Source organism: Novosphingobium sp. FG137 (assembly GCF_057809735.1).
On the sequence record NZ_JBMDKN010000003.1, the window covers coordinates 451,901 to 469,770 of the forward strand.

General features: G+C 66.7%; 16 protein-coding genes. 2 read left to right on the forward strand and 14 right to left on the reverse strand.

Translation table 11 applies throughout. The annotated features are described in order from the left end of the window. Window positions 1–50: 50 nt before the first annotated feature. From ACODS2_RS11635 to ACODS2_RS11680, 10 genes are all read right to left on the reverse strand, one after another. Window positions 51–830, reverse strand: coding sequence for an enoyl-CoA hydratase-related protein (locus ACODS2_RS11635; RefSeq protein ID WP_488998948.1), 780 nt, complete (start codon window positions 828–830; stop codon window positions 51–53). Beyond that, window positions 827–2,908: an acetate--CoA ligase family protein gene (locus tag ACODS2_RS11640; RefSeq protein WP_488998949.1), complete on the reverse strand. Its 2,082-nt coding sequence runs from the start codon at window positions 2,906–2,908 to the stop codon at window positions 827–829. Before ACODS2_RS11640 ends, ACODS2_RS11635 begins: the two co-directional genes overlap by 4 nt. Further along, on the reverse strand, window positions 2,905–4,053 hold the full coding sequence (locus ACODS2_RS11645; RefSeq protein ID WP_421838006.1) for an acyl-CoA dehydrogenase family protein: 1,149 nt from the start codon (window positions 4,051–4,053) through the stop codon (window positions 2,905–2,907). The genes ACODS2_RS11640 and ACODS2_RS11645 overlap by 4 nt, the downstream gene beginning before the upstream one ends. After that, a complete protein-coding gene (locus tag ACODS2_RS11650; protein WP_488998950.1) occupies window positions 4,053–4,619 on the reverse strand; it encodes a thioesterase family protein in 567 nt (188 codons plus the stop codon). The genes ACODS2_RS11645 and ACODS2_RS11650 overlap by 1 nt, the downstream gene beginning before the upstream one ends. Next, on the reverse strand, window positions 4,603–5,670 hold the full coding sequence (locus ACODS2_RS11655; RefSeq protein WP_488998951.1) for an alpha/beta fold hydrolase: 1,068 nt from the start codon (window positions 5,668–5,670) through the stop codon (window positions 4,603–4,605). The genes ACODS2_RS11650 and ACODS2_RS11655 overlap by 17 nt, the downstream gene beginning before the upstream one ends. Then, a complete protein-coding gene (locus tag ACODS2_RS11660; protein ID WP_488998952.1) occupies window positions 5,667–7,073 on the reverse strand; it encodes a purine-cytosine permease family protein in 1,407 nt (468 codons plus the stop codon). Before ACODS2_RS11660 ends, ACODS2_RS11655 begins: the two co-directional genes overlap by 4 nt. A 35-nt stretch (window positions 7,074–7,108) precedes the next feature. Continuing rightward, window positions 7,109–8,608, reverse strand: coding sequence for a carnitine 3-dehydrogenase (locus tag ACODS2_RS11665; RefSeq protein WP_488998953.1), 1,500 nt, complete (start codon window positions 8,606–8,608; stop codon window positions 7,109–7,111). A 10-nt stretch (window positions 8,609–8,618) separates the two neighbouring features. Continuing rightward, window positions 8,619–9,521: a beta-keto acid cleavage family enzyme gene (locus ACODS2_RS11670; RefSeq protein ID WP_298170387.1), complete on the reverse strand. Its 903-nt coding sequence runs from the start codon at window positions 9,519–9,521 to the stop codon at window positions 8,619–8,621. A 103-nt stretch (window positions 9,522–9,624) separates the two neighbouring features. Next, window positions 9,625–10,023 (reverse strand): hydroxyisourate hydrolase, encoded by a 399-nt coding sequence (gene uraH, locus ACODS2_RS11675; protein WP_488998954.1) that lies wholly within the window; start codon window positions 10,021–10,023, stop codon window positions 9,625–9,627. A gap of 25 nt (window positions 10,024–10,048) precedes the next feature. Beyond that, window positions 10,049–10,993: an alpha/beta hydrolase gene (locus tag ACODS2_RS11680; RefSeq protein WP_488998955.1), complete on the reverse strand. Its 945-nt coding sequence runs from the start codon at window positions 10,991–10,993 to the stop codon at window positions 10,049–10,051. A gap of 198 nt (window positions 10,994–11,191) precedes the next feature. On the opposite strand from ACODS2_RS11680, the gene mdlC reads away from it, so the two are divergent. Both mdlC and ACODS2_RS11690 read left to right on the forward strand, forming a co-directional pair. Continuing rightward, window positions 11,192–12,748, forward strand: coding sequence for a benzoylformate decarboxylase (mdlC, locus tag ACODS2_RS11685; RefSeq protein ID WP_488998956.1), 1,557 nt, complete (start codon window positions 11,192–11,194; stop codon window positions 12,746–12,748). Window positions 12,749–12,763: 15 nt separating this feature from the next. After that, on the forward strand, window positions 12,764–13,288 hold the full coding sequence (locus tag ACODS2_RS11690; RefSeq protein WP_488998957.1) for a VOC family protein: 525 nt from the start codon (window positions 12,764–12,766) through the stop codon (window positions 13,286–13,288). 12 nt (window positions 13,289–13,300) lie between these two features. Here the strand turns inward: ACODS2_RS11690 and ACODS2_RS11695 are convergent, their stop codons facing one another. The 4 genes from ACODS2_RS11695 to ACODS2_RS11710 are packed head-to-tail and all read right to left on the reverse strand — an operon-like array spanning window position 13,301 to window position 17,795. Beyond that, window positions 13,301–14,413: a PLP-dependent cysteine synthase family protein gene (locus ACODS2_RS11695; RefSeq protein WP_488998958.1), complete on the reverse strand. Its 1,113-nt coding sequence runs from the start codon at window positions 14,411–14,413 to the stop codon at window positions 13,301–13,303. Between the two features lie 49 nt (window positions 14,414–14,462). Continuing rightward, a complete protein-coding gene (gene mhpA / locus ACODS2_RS11700) occupies window positions 14,463–15,923 on the reverse strand; it encodes a bifunctional 3-(3-hydroxy-phenyl)propionate/3-hydroxycinnamic acid hydroxylase MhpA (RefSeq protein ID WP_488998959.1) in 1,461 nt (486 codons plus the stop codon). Between the two features lie 4 nt (window positions 15,924–15,927). Beyond that, window positions 15,928–16,767, reverse strand: coding sequence for a fumarylacetoacetate hydrolase family protein (locus ACODS2_RS11705; protein WP_488998960.1), 840 nt, complete (start codon window positions 16,765–16,767; stop codon window positions 15,928–15,930). Beyond that, window positions 16,764–17,795: a VOC family protein gene (locus ACODS2_RS11710; protein WP_488998961.1), complete on the reverse strand. Its 1,032-nt coding sequence runs from the start codon at window positions 17,793–17,795 to the stop codon at window positions 16,764–16,766. The genes ACODS2_RS11705 and ACODS2_RS11710 overlap by 4 nt, the downstream gene beginning before the upstream one ends. Window positions 17,796–17,870: the final 75 nt, after the last annotated feature.

Below are 17,870 nucleotides of genomic sequence, written 5' to 3' on the forward strand. Positions count from 1 at the left end.
TTACCGCGTTTTCCGAGCCAGCAGGTGATTCCACCTGCTTCGAAAACGCTCTAGCGGCCCTTCCACTCCGGCGCGCGGCCTTCGGCAAAGGCGCGCGGACCTTCAAGCGCATCGTCCGATTGCAGCATGGCCTGGTAAGATGGGATCGCGCCGCTGCGCATCAGCTTGTAGCCCGCTTCCACTTCCATACCGGCGGTATCGCGAAGGATATCGCGCGCCGCCGTGATGGCGAGCGGGGCGGAGCGGGCGATGATCGTCGCCAGTTCGAGCGCGCCTTCGATCAGCGCGTCGCCCGGCACGACGCGGCTGGCAAGGCCGAGCGCTGCTGCCTCGTTCGCATCCATCCGCCGCCCGGTCAGGATCATCTCGCGCGCGATCCGCTCCGGGATTGTCTTGGGCAGGCGCAGCAGGCCGCCGGAATCGGGAAGCATGCCGAGCTGCGCTTCGGGCAGCCAGAACTTCGCGGTCTCGCTCGCGACGATCAGGTCGGCCGCCAGCGCCAGCTCGAACCCGCCGCCCACCGCAAGGCCATTGACCGCCGCGATCACCGGCTTGGTGAGGCTGAAGTATTCGGTGAGGCCAGCAAAGCCGCCGGGGCCATGATCGGCATCGACCGCCTCACCATCATTGGCGGCGCCGAGGTCCCAACCGCCGGAAAAGAAACGCCCGGTGCCAGTGACGATCCCCACACGAAGGTCGGGATCGTCGTTCAGCGCCCTGAACGCAGCGTAAAGTTCGAGGCTGGTGGCCACGTCGATGGCATTGGCCTTGGGCCGGTCGAGCGTGATGATCAGGATCCCGTCACGCCGGTCGAGCTTTACTGCGGTCATGGCTGAGCATCCCTCATCCGGATAAGCGCGTCCACCGCAACGGCACCGCTTTGCAGCGCAAGCAGCGGATTGACGTCCATTTCTTCCAGGCGGTCCGCATGGTCCATGGCCCATGCGGCGATCCGGGTGATGGCATCGACCAGCGCCGGCATGTCGCAGCCGGGCTTGCCGCGATAGCCTGTCAGCAGCTTGTGAAGCGGCAGGCCGGCGAGCGCATCCTCGATATCGGCGCGACTTGCTGGGAGGAGGACCTGCGCTGTCTGACGCAGTAGCTCGACGAAAATGCCGCCAGCGCCGATGGTGAGGAACAGGCCGAACTGCGGATCGCGGCCAACGCCGACAATCAGTTCCGCCACTGCACCGCCGACCATTTCCTCGATCAGGAACTGGTCCGAGAGCCCTGCCATGCCATATGCGGCAGCAAGGATCGCCTCGCGGCTGGTGAGGCCGAGCGCGACACCGCCCACTTCGGTCTTGTGGGCAAGATCGGCACCTACCGCTTTGAGAACAAGCGGGAAGGGCGCGGGCAATGCGGCATCGGCAAGGTCCGCTTGGCTGAGCACGCGCCCGCGCGGCACGGGTACGCCGACGGCAGCGAGCGCGGCCTTGCTGCGCACTTCGTCCCATACTCGTGCTTCGCCCGCGCCCGGCAAGGGCTGTTCGGCAAGCGCGGCGGGGGCAGGGCGCGCCCATGCCTCGCCGATCGCAGCGGCGGCGGCGATGGCGCGAAGCGCTTCGGCAAGACCAGCGTCGGGGAGGATGCCATCGGCCAGGAGCGCGGCGGCGATGGGTTCGGGCATCGTTTCCGCAAGGCTGCTCGCCACGATGCGCACCGTGCCTTGCGGCGCCGGGTGCGTGCGCGACGCGGCGCGAAACGCGGCGAGGGTCACGTCCCAATCGGCGGCGGTGCAGCGATCGGCGCGGGGGAAATCGAGGATCAGCAGTGAGGCTTCGAATCCCGCACCCATCATCGCACCGAAGCAGGCCGTCTGCGCCGCTTCGTCGCCCCAGATATAGGTGTGGTAATCGAGCGGGTTGGCGACATGGACGCGCGGGCCGAGGACTTCTTCCAGCGCGGCCTGCGTGGCGGCGGGAAAGTCCGGCGTCTCCAGCCCGGCGGCCTCGGCCAGATCGGCGGTGAGCGAGGCTTCGCCGCCCGAACAGCTGGCACTGGTGATCCGCCGCCCGCGCAAGGGGCCCGCGACATGCAGCAGCTTGAGCGTTTCGAGGAAGGTGGCAGGATCGTGCGCGCGGGCGATCCCGTAGCGCGCGAACAGCGCATCGCAGAGCGCATCGGCTCCGGCGAGCGAACTGGTGTGCGACATGGTGAGCGCAGCGCCCTTGGCCGAAGCGCCCGTCTTGAGCGCGACGATGGGCACGCCAGCGGTGCGCGCGGCAAGGCAGGCTTCGGAGAAGCGGGCGACCGAGCCGAGGCCTTCGAGATGGAGACCGATGGCGCTGACGCGTTCATCCGCGATCAGGGCTTCGATGAGGTCGGCCGGGGTCACATCGGCGCAATTGCCGACCGAAATGACATAGCCGATGGGCAACCCGCGCGCCTGCATGGTGAGATTGAGCGCGAGGTTGCCGCTTTGGCTGACGATGGCGACGCCCCTTTGACCATCTGGGCCACAGTCGATGGGCAGGCAGCCATGCTGGTCGGGCCAGAGCGCCACGCGGTCGAACAGGTTGAGCATGCCGTAGCAATTGGGGCCGATGAGCGGCACGCCCTGCGCGGCGGCGAGCAGCGCGGCCTGCCGTTCGCGGCCTTCCTCACCGCTTTCGGCAAAGTCTGCGGCGTAGCAGATAGCGCCGCCAGTCCCTGCCAGCTCCCCTGCCAGCGCGATGGTGGCGGGCGCGGGGGCGGCGATGAACACCGCGTCCGGCGCCTCAGGCAGCGCCGCCATTTCGGCAAAGCACGGGAGGCCGCCCATCTCCGCCCGTTTCGGGTTTACCGGCCAGATCGGCCCGGCAAACCCCAGAGCACGGCATTGGCGCACGGCTTCCTCAGCCGCCTTGCCGCCGACAATCGCCAAGCTGCGCGGGCGCAGCAGGCGGGCGAGGCGATCCGAGGTCACGCCTCCAGCGGGCGCAGCAGCGCGCGGCTGATGATGTGGCGCTGGATTTCGCTGGTGCCGTCCCAGATGCGCTCCACGCGGGCATCGCGCCAGAAGCGTTCGATGGGGAGCTCGTCCATCAGGCCCATGCCGCCAAAGATCTGGAGGGCATTGTCCGTCACGCGCGCCAACGCTTCGGAGGCGAACAGCTTGGCCATGGCCGCATCGGTATCGGTCATCGTGCCCTGATCGTCCTTCCACGCGGCGCGGAAGGTGAGGAGTTCGGCGGCTTCGAGTTCGGTCTTCATGTCCGCCAGCTTGAAGCCGGTGCCCTGGAATTTGCCGATGGCCTGCCCGAACTGCTTGCGCGTGGCGGCCCACTGGGTCGCCATTTCCAGCACACGCTGCCCGCGCCCGACCGAGGTGGTGGCCACCTGCAGGCGGGTCGAGCCGAGCCACTGGCCCATGAGGTCAAAGCCCCTGTCTAGCTCGCCAAGCAGGCTGGAGGCAGGCACGCGGCAATCTTCGAAGATCAGCTCGCACTGGTGATAGCCCCGGTGCGAGACGCACTTGGGGCCGCGCCTGCGGGTGAGGCCGGGCGTATCAAAATCGACCAAGAAGCAGCTGATCGTTTTCTTGCCGCCCGCCTCACCGGTCGCAGCGCAGAGGATCACGAAATCGGCGACATCGGCATGGCTGATGAAGTGCTTGCTGCCGTTGATCACGAAATCATCGCCGTCTCGGCGTGCAAAGGTGCGCATAGAGCGCACGTCCGAACCGGCATCGGGCTCTGTCATGGCAAGGCAATCGTGCCGCTCGCCCCGGATCGTGGGGAGGAGGTATTCCTCGATCTGGCTGCCCTCGCACCCGCGCAGGATATTGCTGGGGCGGGCGATCATCATCTGCAGGCCGTAGCTTGCCCGGCCCAACTCGCGCTCCATCAGCGTGGTATCGAACGTGCCGAGCCCGCCGCCGCCAAGTTCCGCGGGCATGTTCACCGCATAGAGCCCGAGCGCCTGCGACTTGGCGCGGATTTCGGCGGCCAGATCATCCGGCACGCTGTCGGTCTCTTCGACCATCTTCTCGTGCGGATAAAGCTCGGTCTCGACAAAGCGGCGGACCGTTTCGACCAGCATCTGCTGTTCTGAGGAAAGTTCGAAATGCATCACGTCTTGTCCCGTCTGATACCGATGGAGCGGCCCACTTGCGCGGGGCGTTCGAGCCCGGCGTGCGCGGCGAGCACGGCATGCACCCGCGCGTGAAGCTCAGGTGGCATGGGGGCGGAGCGCCCCGCTGTCATGTCGACATGCACCAGCATCTGCTCACCGGTCGCCAGCAATTCGCCCGTCTCACCGTGGTGCATCGTGTGGAAGATGTGGAGGCGTTTGTCGTCCGCGTCGATCAGTTGCAGCGCCAGATCGAGCGGATCGCCGAGGTGCGCTTCGGCGAGGTTGAAGATCATCGTCTGCACCGTGAATAGCGAATGGCCGCCAGCGCGGTAGGCCTCGTCGATGCCGATCTTGCGGAAGAACGCGTCCGACTGGTCCCCGAAGACGAGGAGATAACAGGATTCGCTCATGTGCCCGTTGTAGTCGACCCATTCGCGCGGGACGGTCGGGCGGATCAGGCGCAGCGGGGCAGGGATCAGCTCGCCGGGCTGGAAGGGCTCGGCTGCCACGCCTTCGAGCGGGGTGGTGAGGCCGTGGGTCTTGTCATCACTTATGGGCGGCATGGTCCGGCTCCCTTGGGGCGCTCTTGCGGCCCTGCCAAGCGCAAACGCCGAGCGTGTCGCCCTGTGGCAGCGCGGCAGGTTGGACAAGGCCCGGCAGCAGCCGGGCGTGTCCCTGCGCGCAGACCAGCGTCTTGCCGCTCTGGCCAGAAACATCGAGCAGGAGCTGGTCCCAGTGGCGATACTGCACGTCGTGGCCTTCGCCCGGATAGCGGCGGAAAGTGACCTTGCCCGCGACCTTGCCGGCCCAGAATTCGCCTTGCGCGGGCGGGACCAGCTTGTCTGCCTCGCCGTAGTAGAAGAACGCCGGGGCCGGAAAGGCCGCTACGGGCGCGGGAGCTTTGCAGAAGCTGCGGTACTCGCGGGCTACCGCGCGCGCGTCTCCGCGCTGTCCCGCGATGAAATAGGCGTGGGCGCCTTCATCCGCCGCGCGGTCGATAAAGCCGGGGACTCTGGCCGCGACACCATCCGTCGGCATGGCCCAGAATTCGCGCGGAGCACCGACCTGCTTTGCCAGCATGCCCTCCAGCGCGGCGGGATCGGCGGTGCAGACCGGGTTGCTCGCCGGTGCGGAGGCGATGGCCGCGAGCATGTGCCACGAGGTGATCCGCTCCGGCATGGCCGCGGCGATGTGTCCGGCATAGGCCCCGCCGCCGGAGATCGCGACAAGTGCAAACTTGCCGATGCCAAGATGGCCGAGCACTTGCTGCACCTCGCTGGTGTAGTCGGCGAAGGTCCACGCCGGGTCATAGCCGGTGTCGCCAAGGCCATTGCGCTCGACAGCCACGATCCGCACCTTGAGGCGGCGGCGCAGGGTATCGAGGAAGGCGACCAGTTCGGGCGCACGGGCGCTGGTTCCCACACCGCCGATGAACAGCATCGGGCGCCAGCCCGCCTCGCCGGTATCGGTGTAATGGACCGTCCGGCCCTCGCGGGTCTTGAAGCCCTCTACAGGCGTGCCGATCGGATCGAACCGGTCTGGAAAAGCGATGGGCTTCGCGGCCGCCGGAGCGGCCAGCACGATCAGCAGCAGCGCCAGGATGCGGCGGATCACCGCACCGGCTCCGTTTCGAGATTGCGGTCGAGCTCGGGGATCATCGCCAGTTCTCTGGTCAGATCGAGATTGCGGCAGAGCAGGAGGTAGACGGCGGCCGAGACGGGCAGGCCGACCAACATCGACACATCCGCCCCGCCCAGCGCGCGCGCCACCGGGCCGACAAAGAGCTCGGTCTTGAAGAAGGGGATCATCGCCACGAAGCCCACTGCATAGGCGGTGAGCCCGCGCCAGTTCCAGCGGCCGTAGATGCCGTCGGCCATGAACATGGCGCGGATCGAATAGTGCCCTTTCCGCACGAAGAAGAAGTCCGCAAGGTTGATCGCGGTCCACGGCGTGAAGAGGTAGACGAGCACGCCAAGAAACGCCTCGAACCCGTGCAGCACGTTGCCGCCCATGCCGAGCGAGAGCGAGAGCGAGGCGATGAGACAGACGACGAGCGCGGCAAGGCGGGCAGGTGCGCCGAGCGGAATGGGCTTCACGCTGTCGATCACGCTGAGCAGGGTGAGCGAGGAGCCGTAGAGATTGAGCGAAGTGATCGTGATCAGGCCGAAGAAGCTGGCAGCGAGCATGAACAAGCCGAACCCGCCGAACATCGCGTCCGCGCTGCGGCGAAGCGCCACGACGATATCGGGATCGGTGAAGGTTGCCCCGGCGAAGGCTCCCACCAGCATCATCCAGGTGCCGCCGATGAACGCGCCGCAGAAGGTCCACAGGAAAGCGGATTTGATGCCGACTTCGCGCGGGAGATAGCGCGAATAGTCCGATACGTAGATCGACCAGCTGAGCTGATAGCCCGCCGCCGCGAAGAACTGGACAAGGAACAGCGTGGGCTTGAATTCCCCGGGCTTCAGCAGCGCGCCAAGATCGAAGGCGGTGAAGAAGCCGACCGTATAAACCGCGAGCGCGGCCAGCATGATGTAAGCGAGCACGCGCTGGGTGCTGTGGATCACGTCATAGCCGATCCCTGCCACCAGCGCGGCCACCAGCCCGAAACCGATGATCGCGGGTGCCTCGGGCAGGCCGACGAGTTCCTTCAGGGTGCTGGCCGCCAGCGACTGGTTGAGCGCGTTGAAGCCGATGTAGGTGAACAGCGCCACGATCCACACCAGCAGCGCGCCGATATAGCCGAACTGCGGGCGTGACTGGATCATCTGCGGTAGGCCGAGGTGCGGCCCTTGCGTGCAGTGCAGCGCCATCAGCACCGTGCCCAGCGCGCAGCCACCGATCACCGCAAGGCTCGACCAGAACAGGTCGAGCCCGCCCACCACGCTGATCGCGCCGGTGGCAAGCGTGGCAAGGTGTGCATCGCCCATGAACCACACCGGCCACAAGTGATGCACCTTGCCGCGCCGTTCGGCGAGGGGGATGTAATCGATCGAACGGCTTTCAACCAAGGCCATGCGGTATGCGTCTCCCCCCGAAGTGCTGTGCGGCGCTAGCCCGGCATCCTGATCTGGCGGCCCATGCCTTCCGGCGCAGGCAACTGGGCCTGTCCTTCGACAAGTGCGCTGGCGGCCTGCTGCATGGCTTCTGGCGCGGGGACCGATTTCTCGGCCGCTGCATTGACATGGACCAGCATGTGCTCGGCCGTCGCGATCACGACAGCGTCGGGGCCGCGCACCATTTCGTGGAACAGGTGGAGCCGCTTGCCATCGCAGCCCAGCACGCGGGTGCGCACTTCAACGCCGTCACCCAGCCGCGCCTGCCCGAGGTGGCGGATATGCGTTTCGACCGTGTACCAAGAATGGCCCGCCGCGACGTAATCCGCACCCGCGCCGATGGCGGCGAGGACGACATCCGTCGCATCGCCGAACAGCTTGAGGTAGCAGTATTCGGTCAGGTGCTCGTTGTAGTCGATCCATTCGGGCTGAACGGCGCATGCGATGGTGAGCATCCGCCCGTCGCCCATCAGCGAACCGATGGCTGGGGCAGCGCCTGCCTTCTCCGCCACCAGCCGCGCCCGGTGCGCGCGCGCGACCTGACCCGAAGCGAAATCGTTGCGTTCCAGCGCGTGGGTGAGGTCGACAAGGCAATCGTCGCGCAGCTTTTCATAGGTGCGCAAGTCGATCCCGCCGGCCTGCTCGTCGCTCTGGCGGGAAATGGTCTCGATCAACTCATCGGTCAGCTTGGGGCCGATCAGCTTGGTCCAGGGCCATTCCATCGACGGGCCAAACTGGTGGAGGAAGTGGCGCATTCCTTCCTCTCCGCCCGCCAGCCGGTATACGAGGAACGTGCCCATGAACGACCAGCGCATGCCCGCGCCGAACCGCACGGCGTCGTCGATCTCGGAGGCGGTCGCGATGCCGTCGTTGATCAGCCACAGTGCCTCCCGCCAGACGGCCTCCAGCAGGCGGTCGGCAATGAAGCCGTCGATTTCCTTGCGTACGTGAAGGACCTTCATGCCTATCCGCGTGTAGACGGCGGCGGCGATGTCCTTGGTCTGCTGGCTGGTCTGGTCCCCGCCGCAGATCTCGACGAGCGGCAGAAGGTAGACCGGATTGAACGGATGGCCGACCACCAGCCGGTCAGGCCGCGCCATGCCCGATTGCAGCTTGGTGGGGAGCAGTCCCGAGGTGGATGAGCCGATCACCGCATGGGCAGGCATCGCCGCGTCCATTTCCGTCAGTAGACGGATCTTGAGATCCTCGCGCTCGGGCAGGCTTTCCTGAATGAAATCAGCTTCGCGCACCGCGTCCTGAAGGCTGGCTGCGAAGGTGACGGTGCCTTCGGCGGGCAGCGCATTGCCGAACAGGCGGGTGAGCGCGCGGCGCGCATTGGCGATCACCGCCGTGGTCTTGCGCTCGATCTCGGGATCAGGATCGTAGATCGAAACATCGATCCCGTTGAGCACGAAGCGGGCGGCCCAACCGGCACCGATCACGCCGCCGCCGACGATGCCGACCCGGTTGATCTCTGGGCGAATGTCAGAGGTCATCGTCGGTCCCTCAGCGCTTCTGCAGCTTGAGCTTTGTGCGCACTTCGGCGGGCGTCAGGATCCGCGCACCCATGCCGGTCAGGATCTGCACTGCACGCTCTGTGAGCTGGCCGTTTGTGGCAAGCTGCCCCCGCCCGAGATAGAGGTTGTCCTCCAGCCCCACGCGCACGTTGCCGCCCGCAAGCGCTGCCATGGCGACGAACGGCAGCTGGTTCCGCCCGATCGAGAAGCCGCTGAACACGGCACCCGGCGGCAACTGGTGCACCATCGCCATCGTCGTCAGCGGATCGTCCGGCGCGCCATAGGGGATGCCCATGCACAGCTGGATCATCACCGGATCATCGAGCAGCCCGTCACGAATCAGCTCCTTCACGAACACGAGATGCCCGGTGTCGAACACTTCAAGCTCGGGCCGCACGCCAAGGCGCTGCACTTCGGCAGCCATCGTGCGCAGCATGCCGGGCGTGTTGGTCATCACATAATCGGCTTCGGCAAAGTTCATCGTGCCGCAATCGAGCGTGCAGATCTCGGGCAGCAGTTCCTGCACATGGAGCAGCCGCTCCATCGGGCCGACCATGTCGGTGCCGGCTTCATCAAGCGGGAAGGGATTTTCGCCCGGTCCGAACACGATATCGCCGCCCATACCGGCGGTGAGGTTGATCACCACGTCGGTGTCCGACGCGCGGATGCGTTCGACCACTTCGCGGTAGAGCGCCACATCGCGGCTGCCCTTGCCGAATCCTGGGCCGGTTTCGGGATCGCGGACGTGAATGTGCGCGATCGCGGCGCCTGCCTTCGCTGCCTCGATCGCCGCATCGGCGATCTGCGCGGGGGTGATGGGCAGGCCCGGATGCTTGTCGGCGGTGCTGCCCGAGCCGGTCACGGCGCAGGTGATGAACGTCTCGAAATTCATGGGGCTCCCTCTTTCATCCCTGCGCGCGACCTTAGTGGCGGCGCACCGGATTGGAATGCCGAAATAGGCATAGCTGCAAACAAGTGAGGAATGCCGCGCCCGGTCAGTTGCCGCGATACGTGGAGTAGCCGAAGGGGCTGACGGCGACCGGCACGTGATAGTGCGCCCCTGCATCGGTGACGCTGAAGGTGATCACGATTTCCGGAAAGAACGGCACGGAGGGCCCGGCAGCATAGCGGGTCATGTCGAACTGCAGCCGATAGGTGCCGGGGATAAAGCTTTCGCTCGGGCCGAAGCTGCGCACGCGTCCGTTGGCATCGGTGCTCGCCTCGGCAACCTTGGCCCATGCCCCGGCGGCATCGCGCCGCACCAGCGTGACCGGAACATTGGCGCCGCCGTTTCCTCGCGCCAGATCGAGGATGTGGGTGGAGATTTCGGCGGCGGACGAGGGCGAGGCGCCAAATGTGGTGGCGAACAGCAGGATCGGGGTGAGGCGGTTCATGATGGTGTTCCAGTCCTTTCGCATCTCAAACTCGCAGCAGGCGCGCGATTGCGCTGAGGAGGTCGCGGGTAAAGGCCTTGGCGGCAGCGGCTTCGGTCACCGCGTTGAAGGCGTGGATCGCGCCGGGGTAGGAGTGAAGCTCCACCGGCACGCCCGCCTTCACCAGACGCAGCGCGTAATCCAGGTCCTCGTCGAGGAACAGGTCGAGGCTGCCGGTGCCGATCCATGTTGGCGGGAGGCCTGCAAGGTCATCGGCGAGCGAAGGCGAAAACCAGCCCTTGTGCGCATCGTCAGCGGCGTAGTCGCCGCGCAGGGCTTCCCAGCCGAAGCGGTTGTGCGCACGGGTCCAGACGAATTCGCCGGTGGTCGGGTTGCCATAAGGGCAGGGATCGCTGCCGGTGCGGTGATCGAGCATCGGATAGGTGAGGATTTGCGCGGCGAGCTCCGGGCCGCCAAGATCGCGCGCCATGAGCGCGGTCGCCGCCGCAAGCCCGCCGCCAGCGCTTTCCCCGGTGATGCCGATGCGCGTGGCATCGATGCCGAGTTCGTCGGCGCTGGAAGCCAGCCACTTGAGCGCGGCGTAGCAATCCTGCTGCGGGGCGGGAAAGGGGTGCTCGGGCGCAAGGCGGTATTCGACCGAGGCGACAGGTATGCCGAGCGCTGCCGCGATGCCGGAAGGCCCCTGCTGCATCGAGCGCGCGGAGCCGATGACCATGCCGCCACCGTGGACATGAAGCAGGGCAGCGCGGCCTTTCGTTCCGGGGGCCTGATCGTACCAATAGACCTCCAGCGGACCGCCTTCGCCCTCGATCACCTTGACCTCCGCCGCGATGGGAGGCGCGCCGACGAAGGCGAAGCGGCCTTCGGATTCGATGCGGATGGTGGGCAAAGCCTCGCGCGTGAAGGCATTGTCGGGCAGCAGATCGATCAGCGGCAGGAGTTCCGGATCGACCAGATGGCGGGTGTTCATGCAGGCATCCTCGTACGGTTGGCTTTGCGCTCTCGCCCTCTTCATTGCGGGGCGGCTGGCACTCGGCAAGGGCAAACTGCAGGTGCAAGGCGCCCTCGCGTTTCGCACCGTGGCGCAGCGCATCGCGGCGGTTGTTTTTGCGCGGGCCGGGGCGCACAACCGGCATGTGGCCGGGAGGCGCCACGTCCGGGAGAGACCATGACGACCGTTCGCGAGGCGACTTTCGCCCTGCTTGAAGCCTATGGAATGACGACGATCTTCGGCAATCCGGGATCGACCGAGTTGCCGATGTTCCGCGATTTTCCGGAGCATTTCCGCTACGTGCTGGGTCTGCAGGAATCCGTCGTGCTCGCGATGGCCGATGGCTATGCACAGGCCACTCGCAACGCAGCGCTGGTCAATCTGCACAGTTCGGCTGGCACCGGGCACGCGCTCGGCAACCTCTTCACCGCCTACAAGAACCAGACGCCGCTGGTGGTGACCGCCGGCCAGCAGGCGCGCTCGATCCTGCCCTACGAGCCGTTCCTCTTCGCCCAGCAGGCGACCGAGTTTCCCAAGCCGTTCGTGAAGTGGGCCTGCGAGCCGGCGCGGGCGGAAGACGTGCCTGCCGCAATCGCGCGCGCGTATCATGTCGCGATGGAGCCGCCATGGGGCCCCACGTTCGTCTCGGTGCCCATCGACGATTGGGATCAGCCCTGCGAGCCCATCCCCGCGCGCCGCATGTTCGCGCGCAATCCCGGCGATCCGGCAGCGCTCGCGGAAGTGGCGGCAGCGCTGGCGAAGGCCGCGAGCCCGGTTATCGTGGTGGGTGCGGGGGCCGGACGTGACGGGGCTTGGGATCAGGTCATCGCGCTCGCCGAGCGCCACGGTGCTGGCGTATGGGTCGCGCCGCTAGCCTCGCAGTGCAGCTTTCCCGAAAACCACCCGCTGTTCCGGGGCTTCCTGACCGCCGGGCGCGAGGCGATCGTCGAGAGCCTTGCCGCGCACGATCTGATCCTCGTGCTGGGGGGGCCAATGTCGCTCTACCATGTCGAGGGGTTCGGGCCGCATGTGCCGGAGGGCGCAAGCCTCTGGTTCATTGGTGATAATCCGGTCCATTCGGCATGGCTGCCCGAAGGCAATGCCGTGGTGGCCAATTGCCGGCTTGCGCTGGATACGCTGCTCGCCGCCGCCGCGCCGGTGCGGCGCGATGTGCCGCCGCCGACTGCGCCGCTGCCGAGGCTGGATGGCAGCGTGATGACCGATGCCTACGTGCTGCAACAGATCGCTGCGCTGCGCCCTGCGGGCTCGATCATCGTGGAGGAAGCCGCGTCCAGTCGTGGCGCGATGCACGAACGCCTGCCGATCACCGAACCTGACACGTTTTACACGACGGCCAGCGGCGGTCTCGGCTACGGCCTCCCCGCCGCAATCGGCACCGCACTTGCACGCCGCGGCGACAAGGTCGTCGCGGTGCTGGGTGACGGCGCCAGCATGTACGCGATCCAGGGCCTTCATGCCGCGGCGCAGCTGGGCACGCCGGTCAGCTTCGTGATCATCAAGAACGGCCGTTACGAGGCGCTCCACAGCTTCGGCCGCAAGTTCGGCATGCAATCGCTGCCGGGTACGCAGCTGCCGCATCTCGATTTCTGCGCGCTAGCGCAGGCGCAGGGCGTGGCAGCGCGGCGGGCGGACACGGCGGCGGCACTCGACGAGGCGCTGGCGTGGTCGTTTGCGGCTGATGTCCCGACCCTCGTGGCGGCCGTCGTCGACTAATTGAGGGAGAGTGCCATGTCAGTGCCTAGTGGAGCGTTCATTCAGGTCTGCCACGTGGTGGACAACCTCGAGGCCGCCTGCGCGCGCTACAACAAGCTCTTCGGCATGGGTCCGTTCATCGGGGGCGGGCAGGGCGTGCTTTCGGACCATGTCTATCGCGGTGCGCCGGCAGAGCCGATCCGCATCCGCGGCGTGTTCGTGCAGAGCGGTGACCTCAATATCGAGCTTGTGGAGCTCGTTTCCACCGGCCCGAGCGCGTTCCACGACATGTATCCGAACGGTCAGCAGGGCATCCACCACATGGCGATGTTCTGCGAGGACTACGAGGGCACGCGCGACCGCTATGTCGCGGCGGGGATGCCGGTGGCGAGCGAGTTCGTGGTCAGCTTCGGTGCGCAGATCTGCTATATCGATGCGCGCGCCACGATGGGCCACATGATCGAACTCTATCCCGAGAGCGAGATCATTCGCGGGATGTATGCAAGGGCCCGCCATGAGTCCGAAAACTGGGACGGCAAGCAGCTGATCATCCCCTGGTAGGGCTGCCAGTCGTCATTCCTGCCAGCAGCCTTCGGCCAGAAAGCGCGCCATGCGGGCCTCGTCGGCGCTGACATCCAGCCCCTGCGCGCGCAGCCAATCGTCGCTGTAGAACGTGGAGGCATAGCGCTCCCCGGAATCGCACAGGATCGAGACGATGGCCCCGTCCTCGCTGCGCGCCGCCATCTCGCCCGCGATACGCGCGCAGGCGACTAGGTTGGTGCCGGTGGAGCCGCCGACCCGCCGCCCGAGATGGCGGGAGAGCGCGCGGGCCGCGCCAATCGAGGCGCTGTCGCTGACCACTTCCGCACGGTCGATCACGCTGGGTACGAACGAGGCTTCGACACGCGGCCGGCCGATACCCTCGACATGGCACGGCTCGCCGCTGCCGGCGTGTCGCGTGCGGTCGAACCAGTGGCGGTGGAAGGCGGACGATTCCGGATCGGCAAGGCACAGGCGCGAGGGGTGGCGATAGTAGCGCAGGAAGCGGCCGATGGTGGCCGAAGTGCCGCCGGTCCCCGCGCCGCAGACGATCCAGGTCGGCACTGGATGCGGTTCGCGGCGCATCTGCTTGAAGATGCTCTCGGCAATGTTGTTGTTGCCGCGCCAGTCGGTTGCGCGTTCGGCAAAGGTGAACTGGTCCATGTGGTGTCCGCCGCATTCGGCGGCGATGCGGGAGGCGACCGCGTGGACGGTGCCGGGATCGGTGACGGGATGGCAGGTGCCGCCCAGCGCTTCGATCGCCGCGATCTTCTCGCGCGCCGTCCGCTCGGGGATCACCGCCACGAAGGGCAGGCCAAGCATGCGCGCGAAATAGGCTTCGGACACCGCAGTCGAACCCGATGAAGCCTCGACCACCGTCGTTTCCGGCCCGATCCATCCGCTGCACAGCGCGTGGAGGAACAGCGAGCGGGCGAGCCGGTGCTTGAGGCTGCCGGTCGGGTGGCTGCTCTCGTCCTTGAGGTAGATCGCAATGCCCGGCAGTGCGGCAAGCGGCACCGGGAGCAGGTGCGTATCGGCAGATCGCGCATAATCGGCCTCGATGCGGCCGATCGCCCAGTGGACCCAGGATTGATGGGCCGACGGCTGATCCTGCCGCGCTTTGGGCATGGTTTGCGGGGCGTGCATTCTCGTTCCTTCTGCCAGTTCCAGCGCGGGCTGGCTTGGGCGAGGGAGCTTAGGCGAGGGGTGGGGGCGGCTCAAGGCCGGTGGCGGCTTTCCACGCCGCGCGCAGCGTTTCCGGATCGCCCGCGCCGAAGACATGGCGGTCTGGCCGCACGAGCACAGCTTCGGCGTCGTGCCTGTCTAGCCAGCTTCCCAGCTTTTCGGCAAAGGGGGCGAGGGCTTCTCCAGCAAGCTCGCTGCGGCTTATCAGCCAGGCGCCAGGGCCAAGGCGGTCATCCAGTTTCGCCCCGTCGCGCGCGATGGACTGCGGGAAGTAGCGGCCAGCCCCCGGGCTGCCCGCGAGGATCGCGCCTGCCGAAATCGGCGGATAATCGGGCGGCGTGGTGGGCAGCTTGCCCAGCGCGCGGCCGATGCGCATCTTCGTGTCGCGCAAGAAGGCGCCCCAGCGGCTGGTGGTGCAGACCATGCGGCCCATCATGATCGCCATCGCGATGGTCGCGCGCAGGTTGGGTTCGCGCTCGGGCTGGTAGCTGTCCAGCAGGCTTTCCGGCGCACCGTCCTTGATCACCGCGGCGAGCTTCCACGCGAGATTGGCGGCATCGCGCAGGCCCGAACACATGCCCTGTCCGGCAAACGGCGGGGTCTGATGCGCGGCATCGCCGGCCAGGCAGACGCGGCCTTTGCGCCAGACGCGGGCAATGCGGGCGCGGAAGGTATAGACCGCCTTGCGCTCGATGCGCACCGCACCTTCGACATTCCACGGCTTCATCAGCCCCGCAATGAAGGCATCCTCGCTCACCTGTTCGGGCGTTTCGCCCGGCAGGATCATGAATTCCCAGCGATGCCGCCCTTCGCCCATCAGCACGCAAGTCGTCGGGCGCTTGGGATCGCAGATCTGAAGATTGGCCGTGGGCAGCCGCGAGGGATCGTCGACCAGAACATCGACCACCAGCCAGGGTTCCTCGAGATCGAGATCGTCGAAGGCAATGCCCATGGCCTTGCGCACCGGCGAACGCGCGCCGTCCGCGCCGATCAGCCAGCGCGTGCGGATCGTGCGCAGGCCGTCAGGTGTGGCGATCTCAGCCGTCACGCCCTCGGCATTCTCGGCAAAGGCGCCGAGCTCCCAGCCGCCGTGAAGCGCCGCTTCTGGACAGGTGGCGAGGCTGGAGCGCAGCGCCCGCTCGACCGAGGGCTGGTGGATCATGTTGGCGCCCGGCCAGCCGCCGGGGCCAGTGCGGTCGGAGCCTTCGAAGCACAACAGAACCTCGCCCCGCGAATTGCGGAATTCGTAACGCGAGGCGCGGCGGCTGGTGGCCATGACGGCATCGGCTGCACCGGCTTCCTGCAGGATGCGCATGCCTTCGTGGTCGATGTGCGCCGCGCGGGGGAGCGGGTAAATCTCCGCTTCCCTCTCCGCGACGATCACCTTCACGCCGCGCTGTGCGAGGAGGATCGCCAGCGTGACGCCGGTCGGCCCGCCGCCGGCAATCAGGACGTCGCAATCGAAGGCCATGGCCTTACCCTTCCGCGATCATGGTGCCTTCGATGTGGCCGAGACCGTCGATCTCGCAGCGCACGACATCGCCCGCCTGCAGGAACCGGCGCGGGTCCATCGCGGCTCCGACACCGCCGGGGGTGCCGGTGAAGAGGCAGTCGCCGGGCTCCAGCGTCATGCCGACGGAGAGGTGCTCGACTTGCTGGCAGATGTTGAAGACGAGGTGTGACGTATTGGAATCCTGCCGCTTTTCACCATTCACAAAGCAGCGCAGGCCGAGCGCGTGGGGATCGCCCACTTCATCGGCGGTGACGATCCACGGGCCCATCGGGGCGTGGGTGTCAAAGCTCTTGCCCAGCGACCACTGCGGCGAGGCATGCTGCCACATGCGTTCGGTCACATCGTTGCCGACGCAGTAGCCGAAGATCGCGGCAGAGGCGTCAGCGGCGGACACATGCTTGCCGCCCTTGCCGATCACCGCGACAAGTTCGACTTCATAGTCGGTGGTCATTTGGTCCTTGGCGATCTCGATCCCGGCATAGGGGGCATTCACGCTGGTCTGCGCCTTGGTGAACCACACCTGCCGTTCCGGTGTCTTCATATTGGATTCAGCAATATGGTCAGCATAGTTGAGGCCGATTGCGAAGATTTTGCCCGGCCGCTGGACTGGTGCTTCGAGCGTTACATCGGCCAGCGGAATGCCGCCCCCTGCGGCTGCCTTTACGGCCAGATCGTCCTTCACTGCATCCCAATCGCGGATCAGGTCGATCATCGTTCCGTCGATACCGGTGTCGATGACCTTGTCGTCCACGACGATCCCGGTGCGGGTGCGGCCGGCGGCGGTAAAAGTGGCGAGCTTCATGTGGGGGTTCCTTCGGGTTTGCGGCGGAAAAGGCGAGCCAGGCGCAGGCGCAGCGCCATGAGGAAGCCGACGAGGCCGGCCGGCGGAGCAAGGCGACCGGCCTGCATGGGATGCGGCGAGCCCCACTGTACTGCAAGCAGCGCCTGAAAAGTCTGCTTCTGCGGCGGATCGGCGGCGGTGAAGAGGTCGCCGTCGGTCCAGTGCTCAAGCTCGTTGCCGAACGGATCGATCCAGTAATCGAAGATCTGGCTGCCCATGATGTGGCGGCCCACGCCCCATGCCGGTTTGCGGCCCGCCGATTTGAGGTGCTGGTGGCCGAGCATGAGATCATCGAGGTTGGCGACTTCGAACGCTGCGTGAAGCAGCCCCGGCGGGCCGGGCAGTTCGGCGAGGAACAGGGTGTGGTGATCGCTGGGCACATCGCCGCGATCGCAGCGCAGGAAGGCGCCCAGAGGGACGCCTTTCGCCGCCTCCACTTCGTCCGAAGTGATCAGGCCGAAGCGCGCCTTGTACCACGCCTCAGACTTACGGAAATCGCGGACGCGCAGGACGGCATGGCCAATGCGCTGGATATGGGCCGGCGCGTTCCTGAGCCGCAAAGGTGCGCGAAGGCGAGGCTTGGCCGCCGCCGTATTGCGCGGCGGATCGGTGAAGGGCGGTGCGGGGGGGCGGACGTCCTGTCCGGCTACGACTTCGACCCGGTGGCCGTCCGGATCGACCAGCCGAACGACATGGCCGCCCCCGGGCTCCTCCAGCGCCTCGACAGGCACGCCTTCGGCGCTCGCAAGCGTCTCCAGATCGGCGAGGGAGGCAGCGCGCAGGCCCACGGCAAGGAAGCGCGCCTCACCGGGCTCGGTCACATGGACGAAGGCCCGGCCATCGCAGCCGCGCCCATAGAGCCGTCCGCCCTCCTCGAAAGTCTCGAAGCCGAAGTCGTTCAGAAAGCCGCGCATCATGGCGAGATCGGGCGCGGCGAAGCGGACGTGTGCAACGTCCACTATTCTGATGATCGGCGCGATCACCGTCATGGCGTTCTCTCCCGGCTGGCTCGCGCATGGGCTCCACGCGAGTCGCAGTTGACTATATGGTCAAATAACTTGCTT

Excerpts from the sequence above, each read along its gene's own strand:
- mdlC (WP_488998956.1), top strand. The coding sequence starts at position 11,192 with ATGACGACCGTTCGCGAGGCGACTTTCGCCCTGCTTGAAGCCTATGGA.
- ACODS2_RS11690 (WP_488998957.1), top strand. The coding sequence starts at position 12,764 with ATGTCAGTGCCTAGTGGAGCGTTCATTCAGGTCTGCCACGTGGTGGAC.
- ACODS2_RS11680 (WP_488998955.1), bottom strand. The coding sequence starts at position 10,993 with ATGAACACCCGCCATCTGGTCGATCCGGAACTCCTGCCGCTGATCGAT.
- ACODS2_RS11665 (WP_488998953.1), bottom strand. The coding sequence starts at position 8,608 with ATGACCTCTGACATTCGCCCAGAGATCAACCGGGTCGGCATCGTCGGC.
- ACODS2_RS11710 (WP_488998961.1), bottom strand. The coding sequence starts at position 17,795 with ATGACGGTGATCGCGCCGATCATCAGAATAGTGGACGTTGCACACGTC.
- ACODS2_RS11670 (WP_298170387.1), bottom strand. The coding sequence starts at position 9,521 with ATGAATTTCGAGACGTTCATCACCTGCGCCGTGACCGGCTCGGGCAGC.
- ACODS2_RS11695 (WP_488998958.1), bottom strand. The coding sequence starts at position 14,413 with ATGCACGCCCCGCAAACCATGCCCAAAGCGCGGCAGGATCAGCCGTCG.
- ACODS2_RS11650 (WP_488998950.1), bottom strand. The coding sequence starts at position 4,619 with ATGCCGCCCATAAGTGATGACAAGACCCACGGCCTCACCACCCCGCTC.
- ACODS2_RS11645 (WP_421838006.1), bottom strand. The coding sequence starts at position 4,053 with ATGCATTTCGAACTTTCCTCAGAACAGCAGATGCTGGTCGAAACGGTC.
- ACODS2_RS11705 (WP_488998960.1), bottom strand. The coding sequence starts at position 16,767 with ATGAAGCTCGCCACTTTTACCGCCGCCGGCCGCACCCGCACCGGGATC.
- ACODS2_RS11660 (WP_488998952.1), bottom strand. The coding sequence starts at position 7,073 with ATGGCCTTGGTTGAAAGCCGTTCGATCGATTACATCCCCCTCGCCGAA.
- mhpA (WP_488998959.1), bottom strand. The coding sequence starts at position 15,923 with ATGGCCTTCGATTGCGACGTCCTGATTGCCGGCGGCGGGCCGACCGGC.
- ACODS2_RS11635 (WP_488998948.1), bottom strand. The coding sequence starts at position 830 with ATGACCGCAGTAAAGCTCGACCGGCGTGACGGGATCCTGATCATCACG.
- uraH (WP_488998954.1), bottom strand. The coding sequence starts at position 10,023 with ATGAACCGCCTCACCCCGATCCTGCTGTTCGCCACCACATTTGGCGCC.